The 14,768-nt window shown below is 51.6% G+C and carries 16 protein-coding genes; 13 read left to right on the forward strand and 3 right to left on the reverse strand.

Going from position 1 to position 14,768, the window contains the following annotated elements; translation table 11 throughout:
* Positions 1–8: 8 nt before the first annotated feature.
* From B9Z42_RS16100 to B9Z42_RS04380, 5 genes are all read left to right on the forward strand, one after another.
* Positions 9–536, forward strand: a complete 528-nt coding sequence (locus B9Z42_RS16100) for a hypothetical protein (protein ID WP_143474034.1) — start codon at positions 9–11, stop codon at positions 534–536.
* Positions 520–1,014 (forward strand): DUF2844 domain-containing protein, encoded by a 495-nt coding sequence (locus tag B9Z42_RS04365; protein ID WP_100132116.1) that lies wholly within the window; start codon positions 520–522, stop codon positions 1,012–1,014. Before B9Z42_RS16100 ends, B9Z42_RS04365 begins: the two co-directional genes overlap by 17 nt.
* Positions 1,011–2,228 (forward strand): DUF3443 family protein, encoded by a 1,218-nt coding sequence (locus B9Z42_RS04370; protein WP_100132117.1) that lies wholly within the window; start codon positions 1,011–1,013, stop codon positions 2,226–2,228. Before B9Z42_RS04365 ends, B9Z42_RS04370 begins: the two co-directional genes overlap by 4 nt.
* A gap of 220 nt (positions 2,229–2,448) precedes the next feature.
* Positions 2,449–2,841: a hypothetical protein gene (locus tag B9Z42_RS04375; protein ID WP_100132118.1), complete on the forward strand. Its 393-nt coding sequence runs from the start codon at positions 2,449–2,451 to the stop codon at positions 2,839–2,841.
* 29 nt (positions 2,842–2,870) lie between these two features.
* Positions 2,871–3,221, forward strand: a complete 351-nt coding sequence (locus B9Z42_RS04380) for a LysR family transcriptional regulator (protein ID WP_100132119.1) — start codon at positions 2,871–2,873, stop codon at positions 3,219–3,221.
* Positions 3,222–3,232: 11 nt separating this feature from the next.
* Here B9Z42_RS04380 and B9Z42_RS04385 read toward each other — a convergent pair whose 3' ends face one another.
* Both B9Z42_RS04385 and B9Z42_RS04390 read right to left on the reverse strand, forming a co-directional pair.
* A complete protein-coding gene (locus B9Z42_RS04385) occupies positions 3,233–5,026 on the reverse strand; it encodes a hybrid sensor histidine kinase/response regulator (protein WP_100132120.1) in 1,794 nt (597 codons plus the stop codon).
* A 12-nt stretch (positions 5,027–5,038) separates the two neighbouring features.
* Positions 5,039–5,695 (reverse strand): response regulator transcription factor, encoded by a 657-nt coding sequence (locus tag B9Z42_RS04390; protein ID WP_100132121.1) that lies wholly within the window; start codon positions 5,693–5,695, stop codon positions 5,039–5,041.
* Between the two features lie 278 nt (positions 5,696–5,973).
* On the opposite strand from B9Z42_RS04390, the gene B9Z42_RS04395 reads away from it, so the two are divergent.
* From B9Z42_RS04395 to B9Z42_RS04430, 8 genes are all read left to right on the forward strand, one after another.
* Positions 5,974–6,564 carry a carboxymuconolactone decarboxylase family protein gene (locus B9Z42_RS04395; protein ID WP_100132122.1) on the forward strand — a complete coding sequence of 197 codons (591 nt, stop codon included), beginning with the start codon at positions 5,974–5,976 and terminating at the stop codon, positions 6,562–6,564.
* A gap of 60 nt (positions 6,565–6,624) precedes the next feature.
* Positions 6,625–7,602, forward strand: a complete 978-nt coding sequence (locus tag B9Z42_RS04400; protein ID WP_100132123.1) for a tripartite tricarboxylate transporter substrate binding protein — start codon at positions 6,625–6,627, stop codon at positions 7,600–7,602.
* Positions 7,599–8,783 (forward strand): MFS transporter, encoded by a 1,185-nt coding sequence (locus tag B9Z42_RS04405; protein WP_233203521.1) that lies wholly within the window; start codon positions 7,599–7,601, stop codon positions 8,781–8,783. Before B9Z42_RS04400 ends, B9Z42_RS04405 begins: the two co-directional genes overlap by 4 nt.
* Before the next feature lie 79 nt (positions 8,784–8,862).
* Positions 8,863–10,026, forward strand: a complete 1,164-nt coding sequence (locus B9Z42_RS04410; RefSeq protein WP_158235898.1) for an iron-containing alcohol dehydrogenase family protein — start codon at positions 8,863–8,865, stop codon at positions 10,024–10,026.
* Between the two features lie 26 nt (positions 10,027–10,052).
* Positions 10,053–10,934: a TauD/TfdA family dioxygenase gene (locus tag B9Z42_RS04415; RefSeq protein WP_100132125.1), complete on the forward strand. Its 882-nt coding sequence runs from the start codon at positions 10,053–10,055 to the stop codon at positions 10,932–10,934.
* Positions 10,931–11,869 carry a fumarylacetoacetate hydrolase family protein gene (locus tag B9Z42_RS04420; RefSeq protein ID WP_100132126.1) on the forward strand — a complete coding sequence of 313 codons (939 nt, stop codon included), beginning with the start codon at positions 10,931–10,933 and terminating at the stop codon, positions 11,867–11,869. The genes B9Z42_RS04415 and B9Z42_RS04420 overlap by 4 nt, the downstream gene beginning before the upstream one ends.
* Before the next feature lie 57 nt (positions 11,870–11,926).
* Entirely contained in the window at positions 11,927–12,910 is a 984-nt protein-coding gene (locus B9Z42_RS04425; RefSeq protein WP_100132127.1) for a tripartite tricarboxylate transporter substrate binding protein, read from the forward strand.
* Complete coding sequence (locus B9Z42_RS04430; RefSeq protein WP_100132128.1) at positions 12,910–14,046, forward strand: alpha-hydroxy acid oxidase; 1,137 nt, start codon at positions 12,910–12,912, stop codon at positions 14,044–14,046. Before B9Z42_RS04425 ends, B9Z42_RS04430 begins: the two co-directional genes overlap by 1 nt.
* Here B9Z42_RS04430 and B9Z42_RS04435 read toward each other — a convergent pair.
* Positions 14,043–14,645, reverse strand: a complete 603-nt coding sequence (locus B9Z42_RS04435; RefSeq protein WP_100132129.1) for a 3'-5' exonuclease — start codon at positions 14,643–14,645, stop codon at positions 14,043–14,045. The two genes, B9Z42_RS04430 and B9Z42_RS04435, sit on opposite strands and share 4 nt — an antisense overlap.
* Between the last annotated feature and the right edge of the window lie 123 nt (positions 14,646–14,768).

The raw sequence follows: 14,768 nt of genomic DNA on the forward strand, positions 1-14,768 counted from the left end.
TTTTAATCATGAAGAAAAGTTTTCTAATGGCTATCTCACTTGTGGGCATTTGTGCAGTTTTATTAGGCTTTTTTTATCCTTATCAAAAGCTGGTAAATTATGCAGAAGCCTGCCCTGGTGAACCTCTCAATTGGATTAATCAAGACATTCAAGTGGCGGCGGTAATTTCATCGGATCTGAACCAAAGGGATTGGCATAAAACGGCTAAAGTAAGTGAAAGTAAGTTCCCTTCAGGAATAAATATTCACTATAATTTCCAAACATCGGAGTATGCTTCTGAAAATAGATACACCTTAAATCTAAGATTTTCTAACGTGAATCAAGATATTGCAGTAACTAATATTTACCCTCACTCAGGGGCTAAAATTATTCATGCTAATAATGTTGTTTTAGGATTAAAAAAATCTAAAATTAGTGGTGCATCGCTTGATGTAATAGCACCCAAAGGATTAGGAGGTATTGCTGTAACAACGTGTCAGAACAAAAGACGCTCCACTATAAGTATTGATTTCCCGAATTATGAATTACCTGCTTAGTAATTTTGTTTTTGGAAGAGGAGTATTTTCAGTTTATCTAAAATTTCTCATTTTAAGTTTTTTATATTTATTTTCAAATGTCGTATTTGCGGCAATAGGAGTTGATCCGATAGATAGATTTTATGACTCTAGTAAGGTCATTACCTCTGTCAAGACTACAAATAATTATGGAAATGGATATGTGTTGCAAGAATATACTGAGATTTCTGGGAGTCAGATTAGAGAATACAGAAATTTACTTGGACAGCTATTTGCTGTAGCTTGGTCTGGGCCAGTATTGCCTGATTTGAAAAAGTTAATCTCAGAAAAATATCTTGATGATCCAATCCTTGTCGGTCCTCAGTTATCCAATAGAGTAATTTCTACGAAGAAGGGTAGTTTGGTGATAAAAAGTCAAGGACGTATGCGCTTTTTTAAAGGCTATGCTTATGATTTGAATATCTTACCCAGCCAGTTTGATTTGAGGTTGCTCGAATGAATAATTTATTCCTATCAAAGGCGCTGTTAGTTATTGCATTTTTTACCTTAATTCATGGTTGTGGTGGTCGAGAGGGTGGGAAAAATGCATATGAAACACAAGGCGATATACTTAAAAATTATTCAATTATAAAAGTTGATCGTGGCGTGACTGGTGATTACGTTAACGGGCTTTTTACAACAATTAATGTTTGTGTGCCCAATAATGACACATGCTACGAGATAGATAACGTTCTTGTAGATACTGGTTCAACTGGGGTTCGCTTGTTGTCATCTTCCCTGCCATCAGTAAATATTGATTTTAAATATGATGTAATTTTAGATAAAAATATAGCAGAATGTTCACAGTTTGTATCCGGTGTAATGTGGGGCGGTCTAATAAGGGCAGATATTAAGATAAATGGTGAATTGGCTAAGAATATACCAATCCAAATTTTAGGTGATTCTTCATTTTCCAGTGTGCCGTCTGATTGTTCTTCTCGAGGTCAAGTACTTAACTCTGTACAAAGTCTCGGCGCCAATGGCGTTCTAGGGATTTCTAACTTTATGACAGATTGCGGTTTGCATTGTAGTAATTTGGTAGACAACTTCTATTATTATCAGTGTTCACTTTACGAGTGTTCAAAAACTGCGTTGGCAGAAGCACAGCAAGTCCAAAATCCGGTCGCTCATTTTCGAGAAAATAATAACGGAACAATCATTGAATTACCAGCCGTTTCGGATGTTGCTAAAAGTTCAATCTCTGGTAAATTAATATTTGGTATTAATACCCAGGTAAATAATAAAATCGGTTCTGCAAAGAAAATTACACTTGATTCTAAGAGTGCAACATTTTCAACGATATATAAGAGCCGCAGTTACAGTCAGAGTTATTTTGATTCAGGATCAAATGGTATCTACTTCGATGATGCATCATTGGCGGAGTGTTCATCAGTTTTAAGTTCGTACTATTGTCCCGTACAAACCCTACAATTGGATGTTCTTTTGCATGGGGTAGATACAGAATTGTATGGTTATAAATTTTCAGTTGGTAATGCATTTGAATTAATTAAAAATTATCCAAACATGGCTGTACAGCCTTATCTGGTTGGTTTGGGTGGTGGTACAGGGCAAGACTTTGTATGGGGATTGCCTTTCTATTTTGGAAAAAGATTTTTCACTTCAATAGAAGGTCGTGGAGTTGACACTCCAAATATCTATTGTGCCTATGAATGACATACCGACTCAGCCTGAGAGCAGTATTGATTGAATATAGCGCAGTTGTATATTTGCTAAATTTTAAAAAAGTAGTTTGGCAATTTTTTTCATTACATGCGTAGTATTTTCAAACTTTGATTTTTTATGTAACTCATTTTTTATAATATATTTATATTTAATTATAAAGTGATTTAAGAGATAGCTAAGAGCTTAAGTTCTAGAGCGTATTTGTTATTGTTTGATCAAAGCCCACTTCATAGAATACACAGAATTATCCCTGCGATTTTTGGTGATTATGAAAAAAGAAAATTTTTTAAAATCGGTTGTTATTTATTTGGCCTACTGTTTGGCCTATGTGTCTTTTATTTCAAGTGTTCACGCTGTGGTGGAGAACACCATGATAAATAAAAAATTCTTGGGTAACGACGACGATAGTTTCATATTTTCTGGTCGTTGCCCCAATGGGCAGACGTATCGTTTGTTTTCATACCAGACTCAGGTAAACGGCATTACCCAGTTTTTTTATGACTACGAAGGACCAGTCGGCAAAGGCACGGTCAAAACGCGAGCGACAGCCAAAACCCTTGCTGTTCGGGTGTGTCGCCCACTGGCAGAAATTGCCAACGACTGAGGCATCTTTACAAAAAGAGGGGCTCCAAGATGTATGTTTCTGTTGAATATAAATTTTCGGATCAACCCACTTCCAACCGCATTGAGCATGCGCTTTTGATTTTGTTGGAGAGTTTGCATGTGCAAGGCTCTATTGCCGCAGCCGCCAAGCATCTGGGACGCTCTTACAGATACGTCTGGGGTGAACTGAAGTACTGGGAAGAACAACTGGGTACACAACTCGTTGTCTGGGGACGGTCAAGTGGTGGTGCCGTATTGACCGTCCAGGCGCTTGAATTTATTCAAGCCATGTCTCTCGCTCAAAAGGCACTTGAGGCAAGTGTCATGGCCATTAAATCCAGTGTTTTATACAACACCTTGGTTTTGAAGTCTAAAAAATAAACGGAAGACGTTCAATTGTCTTTTAAGCAGCCGGAAATGAATTCTTCGATGCGTTTGATATTGATTGGCTTGTAAAGTACATCAATGTTATGTTGGCTAAATAATTCAAGGTGTTGAGGCGAGGTGTCTGCTGTCACAATACAGGCAGGAATTTCCTCGTTAAACTCTTCGCGTAGTTTTTGTATGAAATAAATTCCATCTTTGGTGCCAAGTCTAAAGTCGCTCAAAATAAAGTTGAGCTTGGGCATATCGACCAGATACTCGGTAAAAGCATCTTCACTGTGCGGTATTAAATGAACTTGGTAACCCGCATTTGTGAAATACTCCAAATAAGCTTCTTTCAAAGAGTAATCATTTTCAATAATGCCCAAGTGATAGGCCGGAGTTGATTCGGAAAGTCTTACCTCTTCCTCAAAATTTGGCAAGTTTGAAGTGAGTTGAGATGGATCGGTCAAGGCTGTTGGTGGTGAATTGCCCTGATCTTTTGAAATTGTAAAAGGCGTATGGATAGTGAATACAGTGCCTTTGCCCACTTCAGAATGCACCAAACACTGGCCTTCAATTTTTTTAACAATTCGACTCACAATCGACAAGCCCAGACCTAATCCGTCATATTGAGCACGCGAGTGCTCTGAGCGGTAAAACTCCGTAAATATCAAAGACAAATCTTCTGTGGGTATACCGCAGCCTGAGTCTTCGACTTGAAACACCAAGTTTTCAGACGTGTCATCGAATGTGATGGTGATGTGTCCACGCTCAGTGTATTGAATGGCGTTTGAAAGCAAATTTCTCAAAATTTGCTCAGTCAGGTATGCGTCGCCTGCAACAACACCATCGTTGTAATCAAATCGCAATTCAAGTTTTTTCTCAACACACAAATCCGTGAAGGTATTCTTTAAATTTTCGACCAGGGTGTGAATCGTGAACTGGGTTTGTGTGATTGCAAAGTTGGAGTCCAGTTTGCTGATATCAAGCAGGGTGTTAAACATCCTATTCAATACCGAAACACTCTTTCTCATGCGCGCAAAAATGGTGCTTTCATTCGATTTGAGGTTGTTGTCATCGATCATTTCAATAAAGATATTGATCGACTGCATCGGTTGGCGTAGATCGTGACTGGCGGTCGCAATGAATTCAGACTTGGCAACGTTGGCCGCATTGGATGCATTTTTTTCAGCGGTTAATTGTTCAAATAACTTGTCGTTTCTCAGCCGAAGCGCAAAAGACTTTTCCCAGGATTTAGAGAAAAGAAAACTCATCTTCAAGGCTAGGTAAAAAGCGACCATCGAACCCAAGGCAATGGGCCAAACGGTGAGTTCATAATTCATCAATAAGAAAACAATCTCTGGCAGCTTCAATGGAATCATGAACGCGCAAAATGTTTTCCAATTGACACAGTAACCCACCATACCGACAAAAAGAATCGTCAGACAGCTTATTTCGTACATCAAATAATGATTGAAGCTGTCTGTATCTGGAACAAATACAAACCAACCTAAGCCCCAAACTAAGGTCACAGAGGATGTCGCGAGATGGAGAAGCCGGAAGTTTGTCTCAATTGTGCGGGTACGATTGATGCTCCTAATGAGTATGTACCGCACAATGACAGCGACTGTCATGACCGCAAACCAAATATTAAAAAGTGCAGCTGGGGTGCTGTCTTTGTACAAGGGGATGCACAAGAGTGGTGCTAATAAGGTGGCAATCGTGCTTGATTTTGCATAATCCTGCATGTATTGCAGTTTTTCCAATGCAGCAAGTTCGTTGAAATCGGCTTCATATTCCGCAGTTTGCTGCATGGTCATGGGGGGCTTCGCTTAAGGCGTGTGGTTGCTGACTACATTTTCAGCGGTGAGCAGCTGGTGTTTTTGAGCTTTTAGAACGGCTTGTGTTCTGTTGAACACCCGCAACTCTTTGAAAATTTGGTTGATATGAATTTTTACCGTTTGTTCTTTGATGTCTAAGTAATCGGCAATGATCTTGTTGGGATGACCCAATGCAATTAATTGCAGCACCTCAAGCTGGCGTTGGGTGAGTCTGAGTTTATGATCTTCAATGGCGACGGATTGAGCTTTGTTGGACTGGAAATCTTCAAAAAGAGGTTTAAGTTTTTGAAAAATATTCAAAGATGTGTAGTTTTTTGATAAAAATAAAGTAGCCCCAGCCGCAACCACCTTAGGCTCCCAAATTTGCGTGTCCAGTCCAGAGATGGAGACCACATGCGCCACACTGTGTTTCTGTTTGAACACCTTGATGCCGGCCAGTCCGTTGAGTCCTGGCATGAGCACATCCAATAAAATCACCCAGTTTTTCTCTGATGCATCAACGAGTGTTATGCCGTCGTTCGCGTTGCTGGCGGTTTTGATGTCAATGCCAAGCGTGCTGAATTGTTTAAGCAATATTTCAGCCAAAGCTTCCCGATAGACAGGATGGTCGTCGATGATGAGCAGCGCTTGGGGGACAATAGTTTGCATATATAGCAATAGATATTACAAGCATTAAATTTATTTTCAATGAAACTTAGGTTGTAGCTGAGACTTTAGTCAGCACGCTTATTTCATGATGTTTAATTTAATTAATGATTACTTTGTATTGTTTTTGAACTGAATGGTGTATCTATTCATTCGTGCACCAAGCGCAATAGATCACGCGCCATAGATCAAGCGTCGGTGACACCAGCGACCCGCGATCACCTAGCCGACGGGCACAATTCGTCCACCCAAACATAGCCACTTGACTTGCCGGAGAACCCATGACCGAACGCCTGCCCCAGATCGCCTACGCAGATTTGCCCGAAGCTGTGCGGCCCCTTGCCGACGACATTCTCAAGATTTCAAGTGCCGCGCTCGGTGGCCCTTACAACGCCTTGCTGCGCAGCCCAGACATGGCGCGCCGGTGCTTTGATTTTTTAGACTATCTGCGCTTCAAAACCTCGGTCAACAAACGTCTGAACGAGTTCGCCATCCTGATTCAGGCGCGCATATCGAACGCGCAATATGAGTGGTGGGCGCACGAAATCATTGGCCGCAAAGCAGGCTTGTCCGATGCAGTGATGCGCGATTTGCAGCAGTGCCGCCGACCCACCACCATGCAGCCCGATGAGCGGTTGGTGTACGACTACTGCGTGCAACTGTCCCTCAACCACCGTGTGCCCGATGCGCTGTGGCAAGAGGCGGTGGACCACATGGGTGAACAAGCGGTGATTGACTTGACCGTGCTCTCGGGCACCTATGTGATGGTGTCGATGCTCTTGAACGCCACCCAAGTGGGCATTCCAAACGGCGGCGCGTTGCCGCTGGAGGTGTTGGATCCGGTGGTCATTCGCCAGCGTTTGCTCGCTTGATCGTTCTCTGTCATCCAAAGAATTGCCCCAAAAACTGCCCTTAAAAAACTGGAGACTCTCATGAACGCATTCCTTCGTCGCACCTTCGTTGCTGTGTCGCTGGCCTTGGCCGGTTTGCACGCGGTCGCGCAAGACTTCCCCAACCGCACCCTCACCATGATGATGCCGTACGCCCCCGGCGGCCCAGGTGACACCATCACCCGCGTGTTTGCGGGCGCCATGCAAAAGCAGTTGGGTCAGCAAATCGTGGTCGAGAACACCGCGGGCGCCTCGGGCACCATCGGCACGGCCAAGGTGGCCCGCTCCAAACCCGATGGCTACAGCTTGCTGATGATTCATGTCAGTCACGCCACCAATCAGGCGATGTTCAAAAACTTGCCGTATCACCCCGTCGATGACTTTGAGCCGATTGGCCGCGCCACCAGTGGGCCGATGGTGATCGTCACGCGCAACGACTTTCCGGCCAAAGACTTGAATGAGTTTGTGAGCTACGTCAAAGCCAATGGCCCCAAGATCAGCCTCGCCCATGCGGGTGTGGGCTCGGCCTCCCACCTGTGCGGCTTGATGATGCAGAGCGCTTTGAATGTGCAGATGAACGACATTCCCTACAAGGGCACGGGCCCTGCATTGACCGACCTTATGGGCGGTCAAGTTGATGTGCTGTGCGACCAAACCTCGGGCACGGTGCCCCCGGTCAAGGCCGGAAAAATCAAAGCCTATGCGGCCGCAGGCAAGAGTCGCTTGAGCGGTTTGCCCGATGTGCCCGCCATCAGCGAGGCGGGCGTGCAGGGCTTGGACATCAACATTTCGTTCGGCTTGTACGCGCCCAAAGGCACGCCCAAACCCGTGCTCGATCAGCTGACCGCGGCTTTGCAAAAGTCGGTGTCTGACCCTGAAGTTCGCCAACGCTTGGAGGCCATGGGTATCTCAGCCGTGACGCCTGACCAAGCGCGGCCCGAGGCCTTGCGAGCGCATCTGAAAAATGAGATGGACACGCTCGGCAACTTGCTCATCAAAGCCGGTGTGAAGCCCAATTGAGCAACTGGTTTGCCCTACCCCTGACCCTGGTCATTCAGGCCATGGTCTCCATGGCGCTGTTGACCTTGCCGGTCATGGCGCCAGTGATCGCCCAAGACTTTCAAGTCTCGCCAGCTTTGGTGGGTGTTTACGTGGCCATCACTTACGCCGGTGCGATGGTGGCGAGTTTGACGGGCGGCGCTGCGGTCAAGCGCTTGGGTGCCATTCGCATCAGTCAAGTCGGTTTGATGTTGTGTGCCTTGGGCTTGTTGCTGTGCACATTGCCTTGGATTGGCACCGTCGCGCTTGGGGCCGTTTGTATTGGTTTGGGTTACGGACCCATCACACCCGCGAGTTCGCACTTGCTGGCCCGCACCACGCCCAAGCACCAAATGTCTCTGGTGTTCTCGCTCAAACAAACCGGTGTGCCTTTGGGCAGTTTGCTGGCGGGGGCGATTGTGCCCACGCTGTTGTTGGGTTTGCCTTGGCAAGTTTGTATGGCGGTGGTGGCGGGCGTTTGTGTGGGTTGCGCTGCCATTTCACAAATCTTGCGTGACAAACTCGACGAGGACCGGCAACCCAATCTCACCACGCAGGGTGTCAGTTGGATTCAGCCCATTCGTTTGGTGTTGGCCCACCGTGCCTTGGCCAGCATGGCGGCGTGCTCGTTCATGTTTTCGATGGTGCAGCTTTCGCTCACCACCTACCTCGTCACGTTCTTGCACGACGATTTGGCCTACGGTTTGGTGGCGGCGGGCTTGGCCTTGTCGGTCACGCAATTTGGCGGCATGGCGGGGCGGATTCTGTGGGGCTACGTGGCCGACCGTTGGCTGGGGGCCAGTCGCATGTTGCTCATCTTGGCGGCCATGATGGCGCTGGGGGCTTTGGCCACCACCACCTTGTCGCATGACACGCCAAAGTCTGTGGTCATCGCTCTGTTACTTGCTTTTGGCGCATCGGCCATTGGCTGGAACGGTGTGTACTTGGCCGAAGTGGCCAAGCGTGCGCCGGAAGGCATGGCCAGCGTGGCGACCGGTGGCACCTTGGTGTTCACCTTTTTTGGTGTGGTGGTGGGGCCGCCTGTCTTTGGGGCGTTGTCTGCACTGTTTGGCACCTACCGCGCGGGCTTCACGGCCTTGGTGGTGGTGGCCTGTGTATGCGGCTGTGTTTTGATTTGGAGTCAGCGCAAGCCTCGCGCCTGAGGCCATGGCTTGTCGAGCGGGGGACATGGCCGCGTTTGTATTTTTTGAAAACTCGATAAGCTCATTTGATATGAGTTTCATGACAGCCTTTCAACACCAAGCCACACGCACCCGCGTGGTTTGCAGGCCGGATGCGGTGCTGGATTTGCCAGACGAGCTGCGCAAATTGCAAGTGCGCCGCCCACTCTTGCTCACCAGTGCTCGCATGTCAGGCACGCCTTTGTTTGCCCAGCTTCAAGCGCTGCTGGTGGGTTGTGAGGTGGCGGTGGTGTCAGACGTCCCCGCGCATTCCTCCGTTGCAACCGTGCAGCGTTTAGTCGCGTTGGCCCTGGCCCATCAGGCCGATGGATTTGTGTGTTTGGGCGGTGGCAGCGTGTGCGACTCTGCCAAAGCCACCGCGTTGGTGCTGGCCGAAGGCGAGCCCTTGGCCCAGCATGCCAGTCGCTTCATCCCGCCTGCGCAGGTGATCACGCCCAACTTCGTGCGCGAAAAACTGCCCATCGTCGCCATCCCCATGACGGCGTCAGGTGCAGAGGTGACCCCTTCATTGGGCATTCGCACCGAGCACGGCACCAAGCTGTTGTTTTGGGATGCCGCGTTGGCCAGTCGCGTCATTTTGATCGACCCGCAAGCCAACCTGCAGATGCCTGCGGCGGTGATGCAGGCCACCGCCATGAACGGCTTGGCGCATTGCATCGAGGGCCTGTATTCCAAAAACCGTTCACCCGTGACCAATGCCTTGGCCGTAGCGGGCTTGTGCGGTTTTGACCGCGCCATGCGCGCCGTGGCGCAACATCCGCACGATGTGGCGGCACGGTCTGAGATGTTGGTGGCCGCGCATTTGTCGGGCATGGTGCTGGCCAGTGCGCGCAGTTGCCTGCATCACGCTTTGTGTCATGTGCTGGGTGCAACGTGTGGCATTGGGCATGGCGAAGCCAACTCGGTCATCTTGCCGCATGCGCTGCGTTTTAACGCGCCCGCTGTGCCAGAAGCCATGCAACACATGGCGCAAGCCTTGGGTTTGTCGACGCAAGCGGCGACGCCCACAGCAGCGGTTCTGGACTGGTTGTTGGACCTGCAACGTGTGTCGGGTGTGCCCACCCGTTTGCGCGATTTGGGGGTGGCGCAGGCTTCCTTGCGCGGCGTGGCAGAGCATGTGTTGCACGAGCGCGGTTTGGCCTACAACCCACGCGTGGTGACGTCTGCCCAAGAGATGCAAGACCTGCTGATGGCAGCGTGGTGAACTGATGTTGAACAAGGACAGAAAAGATGCAAATTATTCAGAGCGGTGAAATTTTGGGTGCTCGCGTGGAGGGCTTGGATTTGTCGCAGCCTGTGTCGCCCGCTGAGTTTGTTGAGCTTGAGCAAGCGCTGGGCCGCTATGGCGTGTTGAGCTACCCCAAGCAAGTGCTGACGTCGTTGCAACTCAAGCAATTTGCGGAGCGTTTTGGCCAGCTCGAAATCAACGTGGCCAATGCCTACCAAGAGCCGGGCTTGCCCGAGGTGATGATCTTGTCTAACAAAGTGGGCCCTGACGGCAAGCCTTTGGGTTTGAGCGATGCGGGCCAAGACTGGCACACCGACATGTCGTACAGCAAGATGGTGGCGTTCACCAACATCTTGTATGGCTTAGAAATTCCGCACCGCAACGGCGAGCCTTTGGGCAACACCGAGTTTGTCAGCATGCACGCCGCTTACGACGATTTATCCGAAGCCATGAAGCAACGCTTGGAAGGCAAAACCATCACCCACGACTTCGCCAAGTTTTGGGACATGATGCGCGCCAAGCCCGGTAGCGCGCGCGGCCCTCTGACGCCTGCACAGCGCGCGGCCAAACCGCCGGTGTCGCACCCAGCAGTGATGGTGCACCCGATCACCGGGAAAAAAGTGCTGTATGCCAACCCCGGCTATTCGATGCGCATCAACGAGCTGCCGGAAGCCGAAAGCGACGAGGTGTTGGCGTTTTTGTTCACCCACCAACTGCAAGCCAAGTTTCAATACAAGCACCGCTGGCAAGTGGGCGATGTGTTGATGTGGGACAACTTGGGCACCTTGCACAACGCCGTGCCCGATTACCGACCCGACGAGCCGCGTTACATCAAGCGCTGCCAGGTTATGGCGACCCGTTACTTTGACCTGGCGGCGGCATGAAGCTCATCACCTATCGGCAGTCTGACTCACGGGTACGCACCGGTGTCGTGCTGAACGACCGTGTGCTGGACATCTCCGATTGGCTCGAAAATTTGCCTGTGTCAGCGCAAGCCGAGGCGCATCACTTGGCCGCTGGCACCGTGGCACCTGTGGGTGGCATTTTGCGCTGGCTGAGCGCTGGCCCCGAAGCCGACGCGCTTTTGAAAGCGTACGTGGCGAAGGCGACCCATCCGAATTTGGCGCAGGCCATCACCGATTTGCCAGCGCTTGCCGCTGTCACGCTCTACGCGCCAGTGCCCAGGCCCGGCAAGATCATTGGCGTTGGCCGTAACTACGCCGATCACGCCAAAGAGACCGGTGTGGCACCGTTCGAGAAGCCGCGCATTATTTTCAAAATGCCGTCGTCCGTGGCAGCACCCGGTGCGTCCGTGGTCCGGCCCAACGGCGTGACCAAATTGGACTTTGAGTCCGAGTTGGCCGTGGTCATTGGCGCCTTCGCGCGCGATGTGGACGAGTCAGATGCTTTGAGCTTCGTGGCGGGCTACACCGTGCTCAACGATGTGAGTGCGCGCGAATTTCAGTTCGACGTCTCGCCCGCGCAAACCACCTTCGCCAAAAGCATGGACAGCTTTTGCCCCATGGGGCCGTGGCTGGTCACGCGCGATGAGGTGCCCGATCCGCAAGCCCTGGACGTGTCGTGCTGGCTCAACGGCGAGCGCATGCAGCACGGGCACACCGCGGACATGTTGTTTTCTGTGAAAGCGCTGGTGGCCTACGTGTCGCAGTTTATGACCTTGGAGCCTGGCGACATCCTCACCACCGGCACGCCCGCAGGCATTGGTGCTTTTCGACAGCCGCCGGTCTATTTGCAACCCGGCGATCAGCTGCGTTTAGAAGTCACCGGTGTGGGCAGCATGACCCACGCGATTGCCTGACGGCCCGAAACATTGACATCACGGCTCATCCATCCACTGACAAACTGAGAGACTCACATGAACCAAACCAAACTTTCTCGTGTACTTGCCGCTTCTCTGTTGGCCCTGTGCGGCTGGACGCACGCTGCCGATGTTTACCCATCCAAACCGATCCGCTTGCTGGTGGGTTTTAGCGCCGGTGGCCCGACCGATGTGATCGCCCGTGTGTTGGCCAAAGACATGTCCGTCACTTTGGGGCAATCGGTGGTGGTTGAAAACAAAGCAGGTGCCAGTTCGATGATTGCCACCCGTGAAGTGCGCAATTCACCCGGAGATGGTTACACCTTGTTGTTCTCGTCGCTGGGCATGAACGTGAATCCCATTTTGTTGGGCGAGCAAGCGGGCTACAACCCCAAGACCGATTTCACCCCCATCTCCAACGCGGCCACACTGCCCTTGGTCGCTGTGGCTGCCAACGAATCAGCCCTGAAGTCGATTCCTGATTTGCTCAAGCAGGCGCGCACCAAACCCGAAGCGGTGAGTTTTGCATCGTCGGGCAGTGGTGGGTCTGGGCACTTGGCCGGTGAGTTGTTGGGCACCACCGCGAAGGTGAAGATGCTGCATGTGCCCTACAAAGGCAACGGCCCTGCGTTGCTAGAGGTGATGGCCGGACGGGTGGACTTCATGTTCTACCCCGTGATTGGCTTGGCTGACCACTTGGCCACCAAGCGCATTCAAATTTTGGCGGTGGGCAGTGCCAAGCGTTTGGCGCAGTTCCCCGATGCGCCCACGATGGGTGAGGTGGGCTTTGCGGGTTTTGAAGAAACCGCCCCTTGGGTGGGCTTGTTAGGTCCCGCCAAAACGCCTCCTGCCGTGGTGGCCCGTTTGCACGATGCCATGAGCAAAGCCTTGGCCAAGCCCGATGTGCGTGCACAACTCGAAAAACTAGGCGCTGTGATCGTGGGCGACACGCCTGCGGAGTTCACTGCCTTTTTGAAGCGCGACTACGAGCGCTGGGACAGCGTCATCAAAGCTGCCGCCGTCAAAGCAGACCTGAACTGATGAATCCCGCCTACGCGATTGCCGACTTGCGCGCTGCGGCACAGCGCCGCTTGCCGCGTGCGATTTTTGATTTCTTTGATGGTGGCGCCGAAGACGAGCAAACCTTGTCGGCCAATCGTTTGGCATTTCAGCAGCACCGCTTTTTGCCGCGTGTGCTCAAGGATGTGTCGGTGGTGCACACCAGCACAGCGCTGTTTGGTCGGTCCATGGCCATGCCCGCGGCCATTGCCCCCACCGGCGCTTTGGGCTTTGGGCGACATGGGGCCGATGTGGCCATTGCCAAGGCGGCTGCGGCCTTGGGCATTCCGTACACCCTTTCGAGCACCGCAACGGCTTCGATTGAACGTATTGCCAATGCCGCGCCCGGGCGCTTGTGGTTTCAGGCGTACATCTTGAAAGACAAAGCGTTTTTAGCCCGCTTAGTCGAGCGCGCGCGCGTGGCCGACTACGAGGCCTTGATGATCACGGTGGACCTTCCCGTGGGTGGCAAGCGCGAGCGTGACCACCGCAATCACTTTTCGGTGCCGTTTCGCTTCACACCCAAAAACGTGATCGACTTTGCCCAAAAACCAGCCTGGTGCTGGCAGATGTTGCGCCAAGGCATGCCCGTCATGGAGAACCTCATTGGCTTGGATGAGCAAGCCAAAAGCGCCTCCAGCATGGCCTCATCGGTGGGCCGCAACTACGACCCTGCCTTTGATTGGGACGCCTTGCAACGCATGCGTGATGCGTGGCCCCGTCGCTTGATTCTCAAGGGTGTCATGCACCCCGATGATGCTGACCGCGCTTGCGCCATGGGCTGTGATGCGATTGTGGTGTCCAACCACGGCGGCCGTCAGCTCGACGGCGCCATGGCCACGCTCGACGCGCTGCCCGCTGTGGTGCAAGCCGTGGCCCAGCGCGTGCCGGTGTTTGTCGATGGCGGCGTGCGGCGAGGCCAAGACCTGGTCAAAGCCTTGGCCCTAGGCGCACATGGGGTGTTGCTGGGACGCGCCACCTTGTTTGGCGCGGTATCGGACGGTGAACGCGGTGCCGCCCGAGCCTTGGAGATTTTGCAGACGGAATTGGTGCGCACCATGCAGCTGTGTGGCGTGCCCAATGTGGGCGAAATTAACGCTACGTTGTTGGGGCGTTAACCGCCGCTTTGCTGCAACGCATCCCAAACACAAATCGCCGCATACGCATCGTTCGCGGCATAAATCAATTGCGATTCGCTCAAGTTCGCATTGGCCCAGTTGCTGGTGGCTGCTTTTTTGGATTTTTGAAAACGCTGGTTGAACAGCACCGCCACCGCACCTTTGACGCCCATGTCTTTGCGGTAACCGCGTTCGCGAAAGATGGTGTTGAGTTCCAAAATGCCTTGGGGCTCAATGCCCAGTTTGTGGATGATGCGTTTGCGGTCATCGCCCAAACCAAACCCCGCTTTGGCGATGCCGCCGCGTGCCAACAAGTCGGCCGCGACCTTGCGACATTCGGGATCGTGCAACTGAAATACCCAAGCGCGCTCGCGTGTGGAGAGTTGCAACACATGCGGCCCGTCTGACGACTCGCCCACACGGAACGTGGGTTTGGACTCCGTGTCAAAGCCCCAAGCTTGGACGCCGATCAAGGCGTCATGGGCGTCACGGGCTTGGGGTCCGGAGTTGACGAGTGTGATGCGCTCAAGCCCTAGTCGATCAAAAGGCGGGAGGAGGGCGATGGCTTCTTTGTCGGGGGTGGGCTTGTGGTTTTGCATAGGTGGTGAGTTAAAGGCCCAAGGGTCGATGGTGTGAACACCAGTCCTCCCGAAGTCTCGCACATGACGCATCGCAGCCATAAGGCCGTTTGGCTTGGCAATGGCTGCTACCTAATGGCCTCC

This window comes from Limnohabitans sp. B9-3, from assembly GCF_002778325.1.
Lineage (GTDB): Bacteria > Pseudomonadota > Gammaproteobacteria > Burkholderiales > Burkholderiaceae_C > Limnohabitans > Limnohabitans kasalickyi.